This is a genomic window from Thermospira aquatica, from assembly GCF_023525255.1.
Classification (GTDB): Bacteria; Spirochaetota; Brevinematia; order Brevinematales; family Thermospiraceae; genus Thermospira; species Thermospira aquatica.
On the sequence record NZ_CP073355.1, the window covers coordinates 1694302 to 1713721 of the forward strand.

14 protein-coding genes are annotated in these 19420 nt (G+C 44.2%); 9 read left to right on the forward strand and 5 right to left on the reverse strand.

Translation table 11 applies throughout. The features are described from left to right. Positions 1 to 11: 11 nt before the first annotated feature. Positions 12 to 1238, reverse strand: coding sequence for a dihydropteroate synthase (gene folP, locus KDW03_RS08180; RefSeq protein ID WP_271434594.1), 1227 nt, complete (start codon positions 1236 to 1238; stop codon positions 12 to 14). After that, complete coding sequence (locus KDW03_RS08185; RefSeq protein ID WP_271434595.1) at positions 1238 to 2149, reverse strand: hypothetical protein; 912 nt, start codon at positions 2147 to 2149, stop codon at positions 1238 to 1240. The genes folP and KDW03_RS08185 overlap by 1 nt, the downstream gene beginning before the upstream one ends. 134 nt (positions 2150 to 2283) lie before the next feature. Between KDW03_RS08185 and groL the strand changes: the two genes are divergently transcribed. The 5 genes from groL (at position 2284) to KDW03_RS08210 (ending at position 10358) form a co-directional block, all read left to right on the forward strand. Next, complete coding sequence (gene groL, locus KDW03_RS08190) at positions 2284 to 3906, forward strand: chaperonin GroEL (protein ID WP_271434596.1); 1623 nt, start codon at positions 2284 to 2286, stop codon at positions 3904 to 3906. A gap of 302 nt (positions 3907 to 4208) precedes the next feature. Then, entirely contained in the window at positions 4209 to 6860 is a 2652-nt protein-coding gene (gene secA / locus KDW03_RS08195; protein ID WP_271434597.1) for a preprotein translocase subunit SecA, read from the forward strand. 35 nt (positions 6861 to 6895) lie between these two features. Further along, positions 6896 to 8677, forward strand: coding sequence for a ribonuclease R (gene rnr / locus KDW03_RS08200; RefSeq protein ID WP_271434598.1), 1782 nt, complete (start codon positions 6896 to 6898; stop codon positions 8675 to 8677). Further along, the gene (locus KDW03_RS08205; RefSeq protein ID WP_271434599.1) at positions 8674 to 9537 is read left to right on the forward strand and encodes a hypothetical protein; all 864 of its coding nucleotides are present in this window, start codon (positions 8674 to 8676) and stop codon (positions 9535 to 9537) included. The genes rnr and KDW03_RS08205 overlap by 4 nt, the downstream gene beginning before the upstream one ends. An 89-nt stretch (positions 9538 to 9626) precedes the next feature. Next, the gene (locus tag KDW03_RS08210; protein ID WP_271434600.1) at positions 9627 to 10358 is read left to right on the forward strand and encodes a TIM barrel protein; all 732 of its coding nucleotides are present in this window, start codon (positions 9627 to 9629) and stop codon (positions 10356 to 10358) included. On the opposite strand, the gene thiE is transcribed toward KDW03_RS08210, so the two are convergent. Genes thiE through KDW03_RS08225 form a run of 3 tightly spaced genes read right to left on the reverse strand, consistent with a single transcriptional unit; the run spans position 10324 to position 11740 of the window. Continuing rightward, positions 10324 to 10968, reverse strand: a complete 645-nt coding sequence (thiE, locus tag KDW03_RS08215) for a thiamine phosphate synthase (protein ID WP_271434601.1) — start codon at positions 10966 to 10968, stop codon at positions 10324 to 10326. The two genes, KDW03_RS08210 and thiE, sit on opposite strands and share 35 nt — an antisense overlap. Next, entirely contained in the window at positions 10965 to 11414 is a 450-nt protein-coding gene (locus tag KDW03_RS08220) for a hypothetical protein (RefSeq protein WP_271434602.1), read from the reverse strand. Before KDW03_RS08220 ends, thiE begins: the two co-directional genes overlap by 4 nt. Beyond that, the gene (locus KDW03_RS08225; protein WP_271434603.1) at positions 11405 to 11740 is read right to left on the reverse strand and encodes an STAS domain-containing protein; all 336 of its coding nucleotides are present in this window, start codon (positions 11738 to 11740) and stop codon (positions 11405 to 11407) included. The genes KDW03_RS08220 and KDW03_RS08225 overlap by 10 nt, the downstream gene beginning before the upstream one ends. A gap of 146 nt (positions 11741 to 11886) precedes the next feature. Between KDW03_RS08225 and KDW03_RS08230 the strand changes: the two genes are divergently transcribed. From KDW03_RS08230 to KDW03_RS08245, 4 genes are all read left to right on the forward strand, one after another. Further along, positions 11887 to 12024 (forward strand): hypothetical protein, encoded by a 138-nt coding sequence (locus KDW03_RS08230; protein ID WP_271434604.1) that lies wholly within the window; start codon positions 11887 to 11889, stop codon positions 12022 to 12024. A gap of 106 nt (positions 12025 to 12130) precedes the next feature. After that, complete coding sequence (locus tag KDW03_RS08235; RefSeq protein WP_271434605.1) at positions 12131 to 12640, forward strand: hypothetical protein; 510 nt, start codon at positions 12131 to 12133, stop codon at positions 12638 to 12640. Positions 12641 to 13438: 798 nt separating this feature from the next. Further along, positions 13439 to 17782, forward strand: coding sequence for an acyl-CoA dehydratase activase (locus KDW03_RS08240; protein ID WP_271434606.1), 4344 nt, complete (start codon positions 13439 to 13441; stop codon positions 17780 to 17782). Between the two features lie 224 nt (positions 17783 to 18006). Next, a complete protein-coding gene (locus tag KDW03_RS08245; RefSeq protein WP_271434607.1) occupies positions 18007 to 19371 on the forward strand; it encodes an ABC transporter substrate-binding protein in 1365 nt (454 codons plus the stop codon). The last annotated feature ends 49 nt before the right edge of the window (positions 19372 to 19420 follow it).

A 19420-nucleotide genomic window follows, 5' to 3' on the forward strand; every position in this document is an offset into this window, starting at 1 on the left:
GCATCTCTCTTTCAATTATCGGTAGATAGGCTTTCATTCTTTATGGCTAAAAGGGTTTTTCGGAGATCATTGTGTGCTCGAACGTCGTGAACGCGAACGATGGCCGCTCCCTCTAACCAGGTGTACATATGGGCTCCCAGGGTGCTAAAGAGTCTTTCTTCAGGAGGAAGGGGGTTGTGTGGGGAGAGAATCTTTCCGAGCGTGGATTTTCGTGATGCTCCAACAAGGACGGGCAGTCCAAAACTTCGGAATGCAGCTGTGTGTTTGAGGATGGTGAGGTTGTGTTTTGCGGTTTTCCCAAAGCCGATACAGGGATCGACTATGAGGAGTTCTTTTTTAACTCCCTGTTTGGTGAGGGAGAGGATTCTTTCTTCAAAATATTCCACAAGTTCCTTGATAACATTCTCGTATGTTGGGTTGACTTGCATATTCTTTGGAGTACCCTTGATGTGTCCTATGATACCAATAGCTTGAGTTTTTACCAGCACATCGGTCATAGCGGGATCAAATGTAAAACCACTGATATCATTGATGATATCAGCTCCGGCCTCTACAGCTCTTTGCGCAACAAGAGCTTTGGTAGTGTCAATAGAGATAGGTATATCGAGCTTTTTTGTGAGAGATTGAATGATGGGTATAGTTCGGGAGAGTTCTTCTTCGACAGGTATGGGATCAGAACCGGGACGTGTTGATTCGCCACCGATGTCGATAATATCAGCCCCTTCTTCGCGCATCTGTTCAGCACGGCGGATGGCATCCTCTACAGAGAGGTATCGTCCCCCGTCAAAAAAAGAATCGGGGGTGATATTGAGGATTCCCATAATGAGTGGTTGGGTATATGAGATGGTTTTTCCGTGGGGAGATGTCTGAGTCGTTATCGGACGCTGGAGGTTATTGAGAAGGATTTCTAGTTTTTCATTGAGAGAGACAAGGGTAGGGTAGGGATGAATTTTGAGTTTCTGAACAAAGTTTCTCAGCACAGACATAGTTCCGAGGAGGATAACATCAGTTTTTTCAATCTCACAGCTGACGCTTTTTTCGTGGACGATGGCGTCTCCTTTGAGAGAGAGCATCTCCTGTTTGATGATGTTGGCCATGGCTGGTTTGATGCTATGGATATAGATGGGAATGATATGGGTTTTTTGGCTAAAAATGCTTACAGCACGGGGATCACATCCCACGCGGAGAATGTCGTCTTTGATAGTTTCTTGTGGATACCAGAGGGGGTAGAGGGTCATTATTTTATCCTTAATACACTGTAATCATATATCAGCCACTGGCCGTTGACGTTTTGGTAGAGTTTAAAGGTATACCGGAGGATATAACTCTGGCTACGGACACCAAACTCTACATCAGAGACAACCTCTGCTTCTTTTCCTTTAATGATGGCTTCTTTCACAGAATAGGAGATGATTCTATCCTGCCAGTGAACGGTAAGGTATTTTTTGAAGTCTTCCACGATCTGGAGGCGATTTCTGCCTGTTCTTGCTGAGAGATAGGCCCCTTTAAAGTCATCAAATGCCAACAAAAGCTTTTCGGCGTCTATGTGAAAAAGAAATCTCTCCCAGTCTTTTTTACTTTTTGCATCCCAGAGATTGGCGATAACCTCATAAGGAGGAAGTTTTTGAAGAGCGATAAAATTTTCCTGGCGTTTAATATCCTCTTGAACCACAGCTTCTTCCACAACCTGTGGTGGTTTAATAAGGATTTTGTATGTAAACGAACGCTGAACTTCGTTGGTGAGATCTGGTCTCCGGTAAAAAAGCCCATTGATGGAATAATATCCTACCTCAGAGAGTTGAAACCACTCATTAATGTTAATGTCTTTTGAGAAGGATTCTCCTGGCATGAGGATAATTTGCCTTGCACTGGCAAGGTCAGAAGCAAGCAAAGCCTTTTCCACGCGAAAATCATCTCGTAATTCGACGGGGGTATTTTTTGTAGTTCTTATATCGAAAAAGAATGTTTCATAGATAAGGGGAGAGACAAAAATTTCTTGAGGTTTATCGGAAAGATTATACACCAGGATCTGGACGGGTATATCCTCGTTGATTCGGTAGGCTTGTTGGTAGAATTTAAGCTCTACCTGTAAATCGTCTGTCGCATAAAGTGCCCCGGCCATGCAGCAAAGAAGAAGACAACGCTTCATGTCTACTCCTCGATTCTTGTTCTTTTTTATGGTATCGGATTTTTTTTCTTCAAGCTTGAATTTACGAGATACTTGACGATTACGAGGTTCTTTGAGTATATTTTAATCAAAAATTCGAGAAAAGGAGTGAAGCTATGGCAAAAGATCTATTGTTTTCGAGTGAAGCACATCAAAAGATTCTCTCAGGTGTTGAGAAATTGGCCCGTGCGGTGGGTGCAACTCTTGGTCCCCGCGGTCGAAACGTGGTGATCGACAAGAAGTTTGGAGCACCTACGATCACCAAAGATGGTGTAACGGTAGCCAAGGAAATCGAACTCGAAGACAAGTTCGAAAACATGGGTGCTCAGCTGGTAAAAGAAGTGGCAACCAAAACCAACGATATTGCGGGTGATGGTACCACGACGGCCACGGTGCTGGCTCACGCGATTATTCGCGAGGGTTTCAAAAATGTCACTGCTGGAAGCAACCCCACCTTGATTAAGAAGGGGATTGACAAAGCTGTTGAGGCAGTGGTTGCTGAGCTTAAGAAGCTTTCTAAAAAAGTGGATGATCGTGAAGAGATCCGCGATGTGGCAGCTATCTCTTCGAACAATGACAAAACTATCGGAGAATTTATCGCTGAGGCTATGGACAAGGTTGGAAAAGACGGTGTGATTACTGTTGAAGAGTCCAAGTCTCTCGATACATATGTGGATGTTGTGGAGGGTATGCAGTTTGATCGTGGCTATCTTTCTCCCTATATGGTAACCAATGCAGAGACGATGGTCGCAGAGCTCGAAGATCCTTTCATTCTTCTCTATGATAAGAAAATTGCCTCTATTAAAGAGATTGTTCCTCTTCTTGAAAAGATTGCTCAGTCCGGGCGACCTCTCTTGATTGTAGCCGAGGATGTAGAGGGTGAGGCTCTTGCTACATTGATCGTGAACAAGCTGCGTGGTACGTTGAACTGTGTGGCTGTAAAGGCTCCTGCGTTTGGCGATCGCCGCAAGGCAATGCTTGAGGATATTGCTATTCTCACTGGTGGCCAGGTGATTTCTGAAGAAAAGGGTATGAAGCTTGAAAATGCTACTCTGGCTGACCTCGGTCGTGCAAAGAAAGTGAAAGTTGACAAGGAAAATACCACCATCGTCAGTGGTGCCGGAAAGAAAGAAGCTATCGAGGCTCGTATCAAACAGATCAAGAAACAGATTGAGGATACGACTTCTGATTATGATCGCGAAAAACTTCAGGAGAGACTTGCAAAGCTTGCCGGTGGTGTTGCTGTGATCCGTGTTGGTGCTGCCACTGAGGTTGAGCTCAAAGAGAAGAAAGCCCGCGTTGAAGATGCTCTCTCTGCTACCAAAGCAGCCGTAGAAGAGGGTATCGTTCCTGGAGGTGGTCTCTCCTTGATTCTTGCCCAGAAAGCTCTTGAGGGACTCAAAGGTGCCAATGAAGAGGAACAGGTAGGTATTGAGATTGTTCGTCGTGCCCTTGAGGCTCCTATGCGCATGATTGCTGACAATTCCGGTATCGACGGTTCTGTGGTGGTGCACCGTGCAAAAGAGTCCAAGAATGGGATGGGGTATAACGCTCTTACCAACGAATGGGTAGATATGATGAAGGCAGGTATTATTGATCCTGTGAAGGTTGAACGCACTGCTCTTCAGAATGCTGCTTCTATTGCAGGGCTTCTCCTTACCACTGAGGTGATGATTACGGATAAGCCTGAGAAGGAAAAAGCTCCTGCTCCTGCTGCTGGTATGGGAGATATGTATTAAGCAAAATGTAGGCGCCCCTTGTGGGCGCCTTTTTTGTTCTCGTATGGAAATGTCTTGTGGTGAAGTGGGTACCATGAGGATAAAGTACGAAACATTTGAATTCTTTCATACTATGAGAGATACGTTTTCTTTGGTTCGGCGAAAGCCAGTATTGTTGGTGAAAAGAAAATGTTTTTGGTTAAAAGTGTTCTTTCCTTTTTCAATAAAAGCATGAAATCGTTTCAAGAGAAAATTTTTTATAAAAATTTTTCTTTTCCTGGATTTTGTGTTATACTAATGGAGAAGTTTTTTAAGGAGTGAATATGGGGATTTTTACCTCTCTTCTTTATGCTATTATCGGGACGAAACAGCAACGGGATATTAAAAAGCTTCGTCCCTTTGTAGAAAAGGTGAATGCCTTTGAACCGGTCATATCGACTCTTTCGAATGATGCTCTGGCACACAAGACCGAAGAGTTTAAACAGAGGCTTGCAGGGGGAGAAACCCTGGATGATATCTTGCCTGAAGCCTACGCGGTGGTACGAGAAGTGGCCAAACGTACTTTGAATATGCGTCATTTTGATGTGCAAATCATGGGTGGCGTGGTTCTTCATCAGGGCAAGATTGCGGAGATGAAAACAGGGGAGGGAAAAACCCTTGTAGCCACTCTTCCGCTTTATCTGAATGCCCTGACAGGCAAAGGTGCTCATCTTGTGACGGTAAATGATTATCTGGCTCGACGTGATGCGGTCTGGATGGGACCAATTTACAGATTTTTGGGGCTTTCTGTGGGCATTATCAACCACGAAAAGAGCTACTATGTTGACTGGGAAGACATCAGCCAGTATAAAACAACCTACCGGGAATGTAGTAGGCAGGAAGCTTACCGATGTGATATCACTTACGGTACCAACAATGAGTTCGGGTTTGACTATCTCCGGGATAACATGGTTTTTGCCAGAGAACAAAAGGTTCAACGAGGGCATTATTATGCTATCGTGGATGAGGTGGATTCGATTCTTATCGATGAGGCGCGGACACCCTTGATTATTTCAGGCCCTACGGAAGAAACCACTGATCTCTACTACCGGGTGGATAAGATTGTTCCCCGTCTCACCGAAGCTCAGGTTAATGAGAAAAATGAACCTATCGAGGGAACAGGGGACTATGCTGTTGACGAAAAAGACAAAACAGTTGTTCTTACGGAACAGGGTATAGAGAAAATAGAACAGCTTTTGGGGATTAAAGAGCTTTATTCTCCGAAAAATAGCAAGCTTGTGCATCATATTATCCAGGCTATACGGGCCCATCGTTTGTACCATAGGGATGTGGATTATGTGGTGGAAAATGGTGAGGTGGTGATTGTCGATGAGTTTACAGGGCGAAAGATGCCAGGTCGCCGATGGTCTGATGGTCTTCACCAGGCGATTGAGGCTAAAGAGCGTGTTTCTATCCGGCAGGAGTTTCAGACACTTGCGACGATTACTTTTCAGAATTATTTCCGTATGTATGAAAAGCTTGCTGGTATGACAGGAACGGCTGAGACGGAGGCTCAGGAGTTTTACTCTATCTATCACCTTGATGTGGTTGTGATTCCACCCAACGTTCCAGTTCAGCGTATCGATGCCCCGGATAAAATCTACATCAATGAGAATGCCAAGTTTAAAGCGATTGTTCGTGATGTAGAGGAACATCATAAGAAGGGGCAACCTATCCTGATAGGAACTATTTCCGTAGAAAAGTCTGAGAGGCTTTCCAAACTTTTGCAGCAGCGGCGTATTCCCCATAATGTCCTCAATGCAAAATACCATGAAAAGGAAGCAGAGATCATTGCTCAGGCTGGACAGGCTTATGCGGTAACGATTGCTACCAATATGGCAGGTCGTGGAACAGATATTAAACTTGCTCCTGGTGTCAAGGAGTTGGGTGGACTCCTCGTGATTGGAAGTGAACGGCATGAGTCTCGGCGTATTGACAACCAGCTGCGAGGGCGTTCGGGTCGTCAGGGAGATCCAGGGTATTCCCAGTTTTATGTTTCACTTGAAGATGATCTCATGAGACTTTTTGGTATGGATAGTCGTATCCAGATGATGAAAAGCCTTGGTTTTAGTGAGGATGAGGAGATTCAGAGTAAACTTATCTCGAATGCGATCGAAAACGCTCAGAAGCGGGTTGAGAACCGTAACTTTGAAATACGAAAACATCTCCTTGAGTATGATAATGTGATGAACGAACAAAGGACCTATATCTACCGTTTAAGAGATGAGATTTTAGATATCCATCATCATCCGGAGGTTATCGACACGATCATCGATCGAGTGATAGAAGATAAGGTTTCAACCTTTTCTCAACCCACACGTCCTCATATGTGGCCCAAGGATGAGCTTGAGAAGTGGCTTAAACTTCAGTTTATGGTAGATCTTGGCCAGTGGCAGCCGGCAGACTATAATACAACAAAACAAACACTTACCCGGCTCATCAAAACAAGGGTTTGGGATAGGTTTCAGGGTATTCCTGAGCAGGTGCGTTATGATGCGATAAAGTATGTGCTTTTGAGTACGCTGGATGCTCGCTGGAAGGAGCATCTCAGGGCTATAGATTATATTCAGGAGAGTATTGGTCTTCGTCAGTACGCGAGTAAAAATCCCATTGTGGAATATAAGGTGGAAGCTTTTGACCTCTTTGCCAGGATGCGGTCAAACTTTATGGCAGATGCCCTGGCCATGCTGGCTCATCTTGAGATTCAGATGCAGGTAGCTGAAGAGTTGCCTGTCGAAACTGGACCGCAGAGGATAGAGGCACAGCATACCGAGTTTGGCCAGTTTGGCACGATGAAGGCAGCTTCCCCGATGGAAAAACCAAAACCCGTACAACGGGGGCAGAAGTTAGGGAGAAATGATCCCTGCTGGTGTGGAAGCGGCAAAAAGTATAAGTATTGTCACTATGATGCTGATCACAGACAACAGCGTGTTTAGGACAAGTGTGACAGAAAAGGAGTTATTATAGTATTATGAAACGAAAAGATGTGCTTAAATATGTACAGGAAAAAAGAGAAACGAGTTTAGATGAATTGCGTAGAGAGTTTCATCTTCACTCCAAAAGTGATCAGAAACGACTTTTTCATATTCTTGATGATCTTATCATGGAGAATAAGGTGGTGCTTTCTGGAGAGAGATTGATTTTTCAAGATTCTTCCTCCAAGAAACAAGACAGGGTTCGATCCCGCAAAGAAAAGACGGATGAGAAATCCAAAAAACATCAGCGTTCACCATTGAGAGAGAACGGGAGACGAAAGAATTTTGATGCCAGTGAGGATTTTGAGTATATTCTGGCCGTGCATCATATTCGAAACGAGTTTCCACCAAAGGCACTGGCTCAGGCGGAGGCCATTCCTCTGGAGATCTCTCAAAAGGAGTTGGCTTTACGTGAAGACTTAAGAGAGAAAATGGTTTTTACAATTGATGGACCAGATGCCAAGGATCTGGATGATGCAGTGTCTATCGAGCCAATGGAAAATGGCTGGCGGCTTGGGGTTCATATTGCTGACGTGTCGTACTATGTTCCCAGGCATACCCCCCTTGATAAAGAGGCTTTGAAACGTGGGAATAGCTTTTACTTTATTAACCGTGTGGTACCGATGTTTCCAGAGAGGCTGTCCAATGGCATCTGTAGCCTTAATCCAGGTGAGGACAGGCTTACCATGTCTGTTTTTATGGATGTTGACAGACAGGGAAATGTTAAAAGCTATCGTATTGTTCCTTCTGTTATTCATTCTCAGTATCGCCTTACCTATCCTGAGGTAGAAAAGATTCTTCAGGGCAAGACTGTAGCAGAAGATCCCCTTCTCCAGAAAAGTCTTTTGGAAATGAAGGAGCTTTTTCGTATCCTTTATGAGAAACGGCTGAGAGAAGGAAGTATTGATTTTGATTTTCGAGAACAGAAATGCGAACTCAATGAATGGGATGAACCGGTGAAATTCTGGTTAAAAGATCGTCTGGATGCGGAACGTCTCATTGAGGAGTTTATGTTACTGGCCAATCAGAGTGTGGCAAGGTTTCTCTCAGAGAAAACGGAGTATGCCATGTATCGGGTCCATGAAGAACCCTCTGAGGAAAAGATGCGTTCCTTTTTGGCGATGGCTCTTCGTTTTGGCCACAAGTTTCGAACACATACACTCCCCCCTCCCCAGGAACTTCAGAGGCTTCTCGAGGAAGTTAAGGATAAACCGTATAAGGAACTTCTCAACCAGATGCTTCTGCGTTCCATGCAGCAGGCCCGGTATCAAAACGAAAATCTGGGCCATTATGGGCTTGGGTTTGAGTATTATACCCATTTTACCTCGCCGATTCGAAGGTATGCCGATCTTACCGTTCATCGTCTGGTGAAAACACATCTCGGTATTGCGAAGATCTCTTATACAGAAAAGGAGTTGGCAACGATTGCGAATCATATTTCTTCACAGGAAAGGATAGCGATGGATGCTGAAAGGGAGTTCTACAAGCTTAAAGCTGTTCGTTATATGCAGGGTAAGGAAGGGATGGTGTTTGATGGGGTGATCAGCGGGGTGACTTCTTTTGGAATTTTTGTGTCGGTGCGAGATACGGGTATTGAAGGGATGGTTCGTCTTGCGGATTTGCCTGAGTATTTTATCTACCGGGCGGAGAGTCACAGTGTCGTAGGAGCAAAAAGCAAAAAGATCTACCAGATGGGGCAGAGTGTTCGTGTTCGTCTGGTACGTGCAAATGTGAAAAAACAGCATCTGGATTTTGAGATCGTGGAGGATGAGGTATGAAACGCTTTATGATGATGATCCTTCTCGTTTTGGGTTTGTCGGCGTGTACGAACATAAAAGAAGAGCTAAAGGACAATGTTTTGTCTTTTCAAATGGGGAAAGAGAGGCTTGTTCTTGTTTTCCCGGTATCACCTTCCCCTGAAGATGTGGCTTTTTACAGGGAGGCGTGTCGACGTTTTTTAAAAATAGAGAAAAAAGCCTTTTCAGGTGAGGTGGTTCTTGGTGGGGAGAGGTATCAGGATTTTTTTCGTGTGGGAAATCAGATGCTTCGTGGGTGGAAAAATCTCACCCTTCGCTGGGCACAGATTCAACAGGTTTGGGAAAACATGCGCTGGGAAGCGGAAAGATCAAAGGCTTCTTGGGCACTCCCTCTTAGAGGTGAAATGCTTTCCTTTTCTCGGATCAGGGATTTTGAGAATTTTTTTCAGAAGTATCAACTAAAGCCCGATCAGCTTCGAGAGGCAAGGGCATATTTGATTCAGTTTCTTGATGTGGAAGTTTACTTTGTTTCTCTCCAGGAACTTATGGAAAGGTATGCTCGTTATTATACCTTGAATGATTTGCCCACGGTATTTTTTCAGTTGGTGGTGCTACCGGAAAGTGTGGAATGGATCGAGTTTCTCCAGAGACGGTATGGTCGTACGCTGGTGAGAGAGCTTGGGCTCGTGTCGTACGATAAATCAACCTGGGAGAAAAAACTTGGAAAACCTGTTTCTGATCTGGAGAGTGAGTTTGTGAAAAGGTTTCAGAGGATGAAGTTTTCTCATGGTGTATGGAAAAATCTGGATTTTGTCCATGAGTATCAGCAGCTTCTGACGCTGTATAATTCATCGACAAAATCAACGCTTTTCAAAAAATGACAGGGAAACATCCTCCTTTTGGCCTGAAGGTCTGGTCTACCAATAGGCAGTACAAGAATGCTATTGTAAAGCTCTGGGAAGAGCAACGGATGCAGTTTATAGAGGTGTATGTGGTGCCAGATACAGGAGAGGAGACGGCTGAATTCTGGGCGACGTTAGGGCGCGATCTTGGCATCCCATTTTTTGTTCATGCGCCTCACTATAGCCATGGTCTTTGTCTTGCCTGTGCCCAGCGAGAGGAAAGTAATAGAAAGCTTATTGAAGAAAGTTTGCGTTTTGCTGACAGACTAGGGGCGCAAAAGGTGGTGATTCATCCCGGGGTGAATGGGATGATAGAGGAGACAGCGCGTCAGATTGCGCTTTTGTTTGATGAGAGGCTTGTCCTTGAAAATAAACCCCGCCATGGTCATGGGGAAAATCTTATGTGTAATGGAGCGCTTCCCGAAGAGATTGATTTTGTGATGAGGGAAACCGGCGTGGGGTTTTGTCTGGATATAGGGCATGCTATTACCGCCGCCAATGGTTTTGGAGTGTCTCGTTGGGATTTTTTGAGGCGTTTTTTTGCTTTAAAACCGTCCCTTTTACACATTACGGATGGACATTGGGATTCTTTTCTGGATGAGCATCTGCATTTTGGTGAGGGGGATTTTCCTCTTGAAGAGATAGTGGGTGAGATCATAAGGGTTGGCCTGGGAGATGTTTTTGTCACCAATGAGGCTTACAAAAAGTCTTCTGAAGAGCTTGATGATTTTCGGCAGGATATGGAGTATCTGGAAAGACTCTATACTAAGGTATACCGTACTTGCGAAGAATCTCGTTAAGAGCACGAAGTTTTTCAAAAATATTGTCTGCTTCGGTGATTTCTGTCACAAGACAGACGGTCTTTGCGCTGTGTTTTAAGACCTCTTCGAGATTGTGTTCTTTGATGCCTCCTATGGCAACGAAGGGAAGGGTAATGTGTTTGGTCACATAATCGAGATAGGCAAGTCCCACTGGTCCTTCGGGGTGGACTTTGGTTTGGGTGGGGAAGAGTGGTCCTACGCCGATATAGTCCACGATCCCTTCTTGCTGGGCACGCTGGGCCTGTTCGGGAGAGTGGGTAGAGAGTCCTATGATTTTCGAGGGACCGACAAGCTTTCGGACAACCGCCGGGGGCAGATCTTCCTGTCCGATATGCACACCGTCAGCCTCACAGGCAAGGGCAAGATCAATGAAATCGTTGATGAGAAAAAGAACACCTGCTTCTTTTGTCATCTTGCGGAGGGTGAGACATTCTTGGTACTGGATGTTTTTAGGTTTGTCCTCTTTTTCTCGGTATTGGATAATACGGACGCCACCAGCGATCATTGCCTCTGCGACCTCTATCACGCTTCTTCCTTTGCAGAGTTTTTCGGTAACGATGCCGTAAAGACCTGCAGGGAGATGTTTCATTGTTTTACCTCCAGAGGAATGTGATAATGGTTTGCCAGGGATTGGATAACGTCGATTTCTTTGGCATTGAGAAATCCGATGACATAGCTATCGACGGGATCTCTTAGGGTAAGAAGATAGTATACAGAGAGGCGGTTTTGCCAGTCTTTGTGTTCTATCAACAAAAACGTAAGCTGAATTTCCTGGAAATCCCATCTGCGGGTTTGAAAAAAATGAAGGCGGGTGATGGTTTTGGTTCTGGGCGAGAATATCCAGAGAGGGGTACTAAAAACGCTCCAAAGACCAAGAAAGAGAATAATCCCCCATACAAAAAGAATAAAGAAAGAGGGAACGCTTACCGCGAGAGAATACCATATTCCTAAAAAAACGATAAAACCACTCAATCCCAACCATAACACCCGCTTGTGAAGAAGAAAAGAAGGATAGAGGAAGGGTTTTAAGAGCATTTTTGGAGAGCCTCATCCTCCGAAGAATAGACTTCAAAGAAAGCACGCAGTCTACTAATGTCGAGTACCTTGAGAATGGTTTCTTGGGGGTTAACCAGGCTCATTTTACCCCCTTTTTTGGTGACGGTTGTTTTGGCATAGACTAAGACACCTATTCCGGAACTGTCTATGTAAGGCATTTTTTCGATATTAAAAATAAGATGATATATTCCATTGTTGAAGATGTTATCAAGTGTTTTGCGGAGTTCGCCGGCATGGTAGAGGTCGAGGTCTCCCCATACGCGGATAATCATGGCTTTTCCTTTTTGTTCGACGCCAATTTGCATGATAATCCTCCATTTTACAAATATATTTTAGCTTTTTTTTATTTTTTTGTCAAGAAAACGAATTGCTTCATAATAAAAGTACTCGAAAAGGGAACGCTATTGCAAAATAAAAAAGTACTTTAAATTTGTGTAAAATAATCCAGTTCATGGCTCGACAAGCTCGCCAACCGTGGCTCGACAGGCTCGCCAACCGTGGCTCGACAGGCTCGCCAACCGTGGCTCGACAAGCTCGCCAACCGTGGCTCGACAAGCTCGCCAACCGGAATTGGGGTGGCGATGTTTGAAAGGAGACCTATTTACAGGGAAACGGCGAAATGATATGCTGAGCTTGTCGAAGCAGAGTATCAAAAAGCCAGCAAAAAGGAGAAAAAGGAGATACTGGATTATTTTGTGAGGATAACAGGCCTAAAAAATCGAAACTATGCCGCCAGGCTCTTGAGGCAGCACGGAAAAACCATATATGTAGGCAAGAAAAATTACCTTAAAGCCGACATAGCCAAAAAGGGCAAAAGACCTGGCAGAAAGAAAAAATTCGGCGAAGAAGAACTAAAAATGCTAAAACAGGTCTGGGAAATTGAAAACTACATGTTTGGCAAACGTTTAAAGCCAATTTTAAATGAAGTTTTAGATAATCTCTTAGCAAACGGACATCTCCACGGTTCTCCACAGGCTATAGAAAACTTGCGCCATATAAGTGCCTCAAGTATTGACCGACTTTTGAAACAAGAGCGTAAAAAGCTTGAGATAAAAGGACGAAAAGGTACAAAGCCTGGAACGCTATTAAAGCAACAAATAGCTATACGCACGTGGGCAGAGTGGGATGAAAATTGCCCTGGGTTCATGGAGATTGATCTGGTTGCCCATGAGGGAGGAAATAGCCGGGGATCCAGGAGTTTTTAGCAAGGGTTGAGAAGAGGTTTTTGCTCTTCCCTTGTTGCAGTTGGGTTCGGAGGATAAAAGCTATTACCTTATTGCAGGTAGAAAACCCTTGCTCTTATCTTGTGTGGGTCTGGAAATAATTCTAGCTCTTACCCTATTGCAGTTAAAGCTTGAGAGATAAAAGCGATTTTCTTATTCAAGTGGAAACCGAGTATATAGCTCTTCCCTTATCGCGGGTAAGAGAAACCATAAAAGAAGATCACAAGAACTGAAACATGGGAAGAGCATTTTCTTTTCCTTTGGAAAAATGAACTCTTACCCTACCACAGTGAGGGGGAAGCTAGTAAGCTTTTCCTTTATCCCAGGAGATTGACACTCCAAAACTGCAAAATGGTAATAGCATATGTCAAAAATTTGAGGTTAAAAGTTTAACCATTCTCTTTTCTCTTACACGCTCAAGCGCTTTGAGTATGCTCTTACCCTGTTGCAGTAAAAAATAGGGTATTGTTGACAGTTTCCCTGTCACAGTGAAAGTGAAAAACTCAGAGCTATTCCCATATTGCAGTAAGAAAAAACCCTTGCTCTTGCCGTATCCCGGAAAAGCCTCTTGCCTACCCACTGCAACAAGGGAATAGCATCCCTTCTGTCGAAAAAATTTTTTATTTTTTATTAAAACACCATGTGTGTTTTTTCTAGAAGAGGTGTAATTATCTTTATTTTTAGTGGCAGAGAAAGTAATGCTTTGAAAAATTGCTTTTTTTCTTCATTTTCTTTATACTCATCAGATGGATCTTTTTCATACACAAGGAGCATCTATCTATGAAAAATGAACGTTCACTTGGTATTTGTCTTGGAGCCTCTACCATCAGTGTTGTTGAGCTGGATGTAACTCACGAGCCAAGACTTATTCGATTCGAGCGGTTACCACACGAAGGTGATCCTAAGGCGAAACTTCAGGAAATATTGAAGTATTTCTCCCTGGATCATACCTATGTAGCTCTTACAGGACGTAAGTTCCGGCGGATTACACGTCTTCCCTCTATTACGGAACCTGAAGCCACAGAGATTGCCTACCGTTATCTGCGTAAAAAGCTGGGAGGTAAGCATTATGATGCGATTATCTCGGCTGGTGGAGAGACCTTCATGGTGTATGGTCTGGATCAGAAGGGGAGAATTTCCAGCATCAGTTCAGGGAACAAGTGTGCTTCTGGTACAGGGGAGTTTTTTCTCCAGCAAATTCGGCGTATGAATCTCACGGTGGAAGATGCTATTAAGTATGCCCGTGAGTCAAAGCATCCCCACAACCTCTCCAGTCGTTGTTCGGTGTTTGCCAAGTCCGATTGTACGCATGCGTTAAATATTGGGGTGCCTATTCCTGATGTTGCTGCAGGGCTTTCTCGTATGATGGCCAAAAAGATCGAAGAGCTTTTGGTAAAAATCAATGCGAATAAGGCGATTATTGTTGGTGGGACAGCCAAGAATGAGGTAATGATTGAAGTCCTTCGCGAAGGGTATGAGGATATCTATGTACCTGAGGAAGCCCCCTATTTTGAGGCTTATGGAACGGCTCTCTGGGCATGGGAGAATAAAGCAGTCTTTAATGAGGGTGTGGATCGCGTGTTCAAAGATCATCACTCCTCGTTTACTTTTCTTAGCCCACTCTCGGAGTACCAATCAATGGTGGAATTCAAAACCATGGAACGAGGAAATCCAAAGGATGGTGATGAATGTATTCTCGGTCTGGATGTGGGCTCTACGACGACGAAAGCAGTGTTACTTCGTACGAGCGATGATAAGATTCTTGCATCGGTTTATCTCCGTACCAATGGTAACCCCATCGAGGCTTCGAGAAACTGTTACCGTGGTCTTTTAGAACAACTTGGTGGGAAAAAGCTCAATATTATCGGGCTTGGTGTCACAGGGAGTGGACGACATATTGCTGGACTCCATGCTGAAACAGACGGGATTATTAACGAGATTATCGCCCATGCTCGAGCGGCGGCTCATTTTGATCCCGAGGTGGATACGATATTTGAGATTGGTGGTCAGGACGCAAAATACACCTATCTTGTGAATGGAGTTGCCTCAGATTACGCGATGAATGAAGCCTGTTCAGCCGGAACAGGGAGTTTTCTTGAAGAGTCTGCCTATGAGTCTATGGGTGTAAGGACAGAGGAGATAGCTGATATAGCTTTGCGTTCCAAACGCCCACCCAACTTTTCTGATCAATGTGCGGCTTTTATCTCCTCTGATATTAAAATTGCTACGCAAGAGGGTATTGCAAAAGAGGATATTATTGCAGGGCTAGTGTACTCTATCTGTATGAATTATGTCAATCGTGTGAAAGGTGCCCGGCAAGTAGGCAACAAGATCTTCATGCAGGGAGGGGTTTGTTACAACCGTGCTGTGCCTCTCGCTATGGCAAGCCTCACAGGCAAGAAGATCATTGTTCCTCCTGAACCAGGTCTTATGGGGGCCTATGGTGTGGCCCTCGAGGTAAAAGAGATGCTTGCCCTCGGTTTTCTTGAAAAAGGATCGTATGATCTTGCAGATCTTGGAAGTCGTGAGATCGAGTATGGCAAGACCTTTATCTGTGCTGGTAAACCCGAAAACTGTGATCGTAAGTGCGAGATCGCTATTATCAAGGTGAAGGGAAAGCAATTCCCGTTTGGTGGAGCGTGTAACAAGTACTACAATCAGATTCACCATATTCATGTGGATACTAGGTCTTACGATTATGTGCTCAAGAGAAGACAACTCCTTTTTGAGACCTTTTGTGAACCGAAAGAGTTGCCTGAAAACGCTCCTGTGGTAGGGATAAACAAATCTTTTCACACCCATACCCTTTATCCTTTCTACTACAACTTCTTTACTGAATTGGGGTGCAAGGTGGTGTTGCCGGAGGAGGTTCGTCAGAGTGGTATTGATAAAGGAATGACGAGCTTTTGTCTTTCCGGTCAGATTGCACTGGGGATGTTTGAGGATCTCCTCGAGAAAAAGCCGGATTACATCTTTCTTCCGCAGATTATGGAAATGCATGTCACGGAACAGCCTGAGTATCGCAAAGAATACCAGACGGTCTGTATGTTTGTACAAGGAGAGCCATACTACCAAAAGGCAACATTTCTCAAGGATCATCCCAATCCACCGAAGCTTCTCTCTCCTGTGCTGAATTTCATGAAAGGTTTCCATACGGAGGAGGAACAGTTTGTAAAGCTTGCTGAGGAGATGGGATTCTCTGCTGCTGAGGGGGTACGTGCTCACAGGATTGCCTATAAAAAACAAAAGGCGTTTTTCCAGGCTATGAAAGAAGAGGGAAGAAAGGTATTAAAAGAACTTGAAAAAGATCCAAACAAAATAGCCATCGTCCTCTTTGGACATCCTTACAATGCTTTTGCGGAAGAGGCAAACAAGGGAATTCCTTTTAAATTTGCTTCTCGTGGAATTTATATTCTTCCCTATGACTTTTTGGAATATGAACAGGAAGAAAATTACCGTAATACCTATTGGGAGATGGGGCAAAGGATCATTCGTGCTGCCAGGATTGTCAAGAATCATCCTCAGCTTTTCGGTGTGTATTTTACCAACTTCCTTTGTGCTATTGATTCGATGATGGTGACCCATTTCCGCGATCTCATGGGGACAAAGCCCTCACTAACCCTTGAGGTTGACACCCATACGGCTGATGCAGGGGTAAACACGCGAGTAGAGGCGTTTCTCGATGTCGTAAGGAACTATATAAAATTGAGAGACAAAATTCTGGATGCCGAACCTCCCTTCCGTCGAGCTGAGGTCAGGATCAATGAGTGGGGGCATGTGGAGTATGTTGATTCAACGGGTCAGGTATTCCCTTACAGAGATGCCTCCATCAAGGCGGTGGTGCCCTCCATGGGAGAAAACTTTGCTGCCGGTGCGGCTGCTGCTCTTCGTCGAGTAGGGTGGAAGGCAGAACCTCTCACTGTTTGTGATCGTGAGGCGTTGAATCTTGGTCGTTCAGTGACGACGAGTAAAGAGTGTTTGCCGATTATTAATATTCTTGGAGAGGTGTTGAAGTACCTGAAATATCGAGAGAATCCTGAAGAAAGGCTCGTCGTGTTTATTGTTGAGGCTGGAGGGTGTTGTCGGGTGGGACAGTACAAGACACTCCTTGAACGGATGATAGACAAGCTCCAGTTACGCAATGTGGCTGTTCTCGGTCTCAGTAACGATAATGGGTATGCGGGGCTTGGTATTCCTTTCCGGTTGAATATTGCCAAGGCAGTGTATTTGATGGATGTGATGGATGATATCAAGGCAGCCATTAAAGCCATGGCTGTGGATAAAGAAAAGGCCCTCCAGATCTATCAGGAAGAAATGGAGAAGCTTATTAAGGTACTTGATGGGACCAACCGAAAGCCTTTTTATAGTCAGGTAAAAGAGAGTGCCAAAAGACTCTCAGAGATCAAGCTGGTAAGGCCTATTTCTGAGGCAAAATATATTGGTGTTGTGGGAGAGATCTTTGTGAGAAGAGATCACTTTTCCCTCATGGGGATTCCAGATAAACTGGCCGAACATGGTTTTGTGATGCTGGATGCGCCGGTAACAGAGTGGGTGAGGTACACTGATTTTCTCCGTGATATTAACATGTTTGAACTCAAAACAAACCTGGTTGGTCGTATTGAGGCGGCAATCAGTGATTTTATTCAGGACTATCACGAGAAAAAGCTTAAAAAGATTTTTGCTAAAACGGGTCTCTATGAGTATGAGCTTATAAACATTCGTGAGTATATGAAACGCTCAAAACACTTCTTCCGCTGGGAACTTACGGGTGAACCGGGGCTTTCTTCGGGTGCGGCTCTGGCTAAACTTGTTGATAAATACTGTGGGGTGATTAATGTGGGACCTTTTGGTTGTATGAATTCTCGTATGACAGAGGCAGTGGCGACCCGGGAGATGACGGTGGAAGGAAAACGTGAGGCTGAATGGCAAGCAGGGAATAAACAGGATTATGAGGACCTGGCTGAGTTTATGGATAGGTTGCCCTTTCTGAGTATTGAACTTGATGGAAATCCTTTCTCCCAGATTATCGAGGCGCGTTTTGAAACGTTTCTTTTACAGGCAGAGCGACTCTATCAGTGGATGCAGGAAAAGAAAAAACAACGTCCCCAGAACAAAAAAATGTAAAATAAAAAAGCCCCCAATAGGGGGCTTTTTTATTTTGGAAAAAGCATTGTGATTTTATTTGTAAGCTTGTTTTGGAAGAATGAGGCATTTTTTGTTGTTTTTTCTCTTTTAACTCTTGACAAAAATTTTTTTTGCGTTACAATAAATTTTAGATGAATTTTTTTTTCTTGAAGAGTAAAATATTTCTGTGAAAATCATTATAATAAGATAAAGAGGAGGTTCAAATGAAAGAGTTCAAATGGGCTGTGCTGAGTCTCATTGTCATGGGGCTTTTTCTTTCCGCATGTGGAAAGAAAACCGAAGGAGACGTCAGTTTAAAGCTCAAAGAGACCGGTGATGTTGTGTTGACCTTTGCTATGTGGGGGACTCCGGAGGAAAAACTCGCTGTTTACAAGGTTTTGCAGGAGTTCCAGAAAAAGTTTCCTAACATTGGCTTAAAGGTCATCCACACAGATTCTCTCTCGTTTGGAGATAAGCTTCAGACGATGTATGCGGGCGGTACGCCACCTGATGTGCACTATCTTCATGTAGAGAGTTTCTACGATTATGCAAGTAAGGGATTGCTCTATCCGTTAGATGAGTTTGTTTCAGATCCTGAATTCCAGTTTGAGGATCTCTATCCTTCTCTTGTAGATGCTTTCCGCTTTGGTGGTCAGCTCTACGGTATTCCCAAAGATTGGACGACCTTTGCTATATACTACAATATGGATATGTTCGATAAAGAAGGTGTTGCCTATCCCAATGAGAAGTGGACATGGGATGACCTTATCAAGGCAGCACAGAAGCTCACCAAAGATTTTAATGGTGATGGGGTGCCTGATCAGTATGGGTGGTTAAACGAAACCTGGGCAAACTGGTACTACAATTTTATCCTCCAGAATGGTGGAGAGATCTTTGATGCAAAAGGTAACTGGGTTCTTGCTGATCCAAAGTATCTGAATGCGAATGCTGAAGCTGTTCAGTTTGTTGCTGATACGATGAATAAGTATAAGGTAGCTCCTTCGGTTACCGCATCTCGAGAGATAGGTGGAGATGCAAGCTTTGTGGCTGGTCAGACGGCTATGTGTATGTATGGTCGCTGGGTACAGCTTCGTTTCAAGAATATCGACAAGTTTAAATGGAATCTTTCCCAGCTTCCTCGCAAAAAGAACAAGATCTCTGTGGTTGTGACCGTGTCTCTTTCCATTAACGCAAATACCAAATATCCTCAAGAAGCATGGGAACTGGTGAAGTTCCTCACAAGCTATGAAGGTCAGATCTTTACAGCTGAAGCAGGACTTGCCGTACCTGCTCGCAAGTCTCTTGTAGGTTCAGATCATTATCTCAAACCTCAAGAAGTTCTTGTGAATCAGCCCCATCTTGCTCGTAACAAGCCAGAAGAAGATCCTTTCATTGCTCAGCTTCCTGGTGCAAAACTTCCTCCTCTTGTTCCAAGCTGGATCGAAGTACGCCAGAAGCTTGATGAGCAGTTTGAAGATGTCTTCTTTGGCCGAAAAGACGCGAAGTCTGTGATTCTAGCACTCGACTCTATTGTGAAAGACATCATGGCTCTGAAGAGTCAGGCTGCTGTGACTGGTGCCGAAGAATAATTTTTCTTTAGTCTCCAATGGCTCATAGAGGCAGGCTGTCCGGATTTCC

Coding starts and splice junctions, on each gene's coding strand:
- KDW03_RS08240 (WP_271434606.1), top strand. CDS start 13,439: ATGAAAAATGAACGTTCACTTGGTATTTGTCTTGGAGCCTCTACCATC.
- KDW03_RS08205 (WP_271434599.1), top strand. CDS start 8,674: ATGAAACGCTTTATGATGATGATCCTTCTCGTTTTGGGTTTGTCGGCG.
- KDW03_RS08210 (WP_271434600.1), top strand. CDS start 9,627: ATGCAGTTTATAGAGGTGTATGTGGTGCCAGATACAGGAGAGGAGACG.
- rnr (WP_271434598.1), top strand. CDS start 6,896: ATGAAACGAAAAGATGTGCTTAAATATGTACAGGAAAAAAGAGAAACG.
- groL (WP_271434596.1), top strand. CDS start 2,284: ATGGCAAAAGATCTATTGTTTTCGAGTGAAGCACATCAAAAGATTCTC.
- thiE (WP_271434601.1), bottom strand. CDS start 10,968: ATGAAACATCTCCCTGCAGGTCTTTACGGCATCGTTACCGAAAAACTC.
- folP (WP_271434594.1), bottom strand. CDS start 1,238: ATGACCCTCTACCCCCTCTGGTATCCACAAGAAACTATCAAAGACGAC.
- secA (WP_271434597.1), top strand. CDS start 4,209: ATGGGGATTTTTACCTCTCTTCTTTATGCTATTATCGGGACGAAACAG.
- KDW03_RS08245 (WP_271434607.1), top strand. CDS start 18,007: ATGAAAGAGTTCAAATGGGCTGTGCTGAGTCTCATTGTCATGGGGCTT.
- KDW03_RS08230 (WP_271434604.1), top strand. CDS start 11,887: ATGGCTCGACAAGCTCGCCAACCGTGGCTCGACAGGCTCGCCAACCGT.
- KDW03_RS08225 (WP_271434603.1), bottom strand. CDS start 11,740: ATGCAAATTGGCGTCGAACAAAAAGGAAAAGCCATGATTATCCGCGTA.
- KDW03_RS08185 (WP_271434595.1), bottom strand. CDS start 2,149: ATGAAGCGTTGTCTTCTTCTTTGCTGCATGGCCGGGGCACTTTATGCG.
- KDW03_RS08220 (WP_271434602.1), bottom strand. CDS start 11,414: ATGCTCTTAAAACCCTTCCTCTATCCTTCTTTTCTTCTTCACAAGCGG.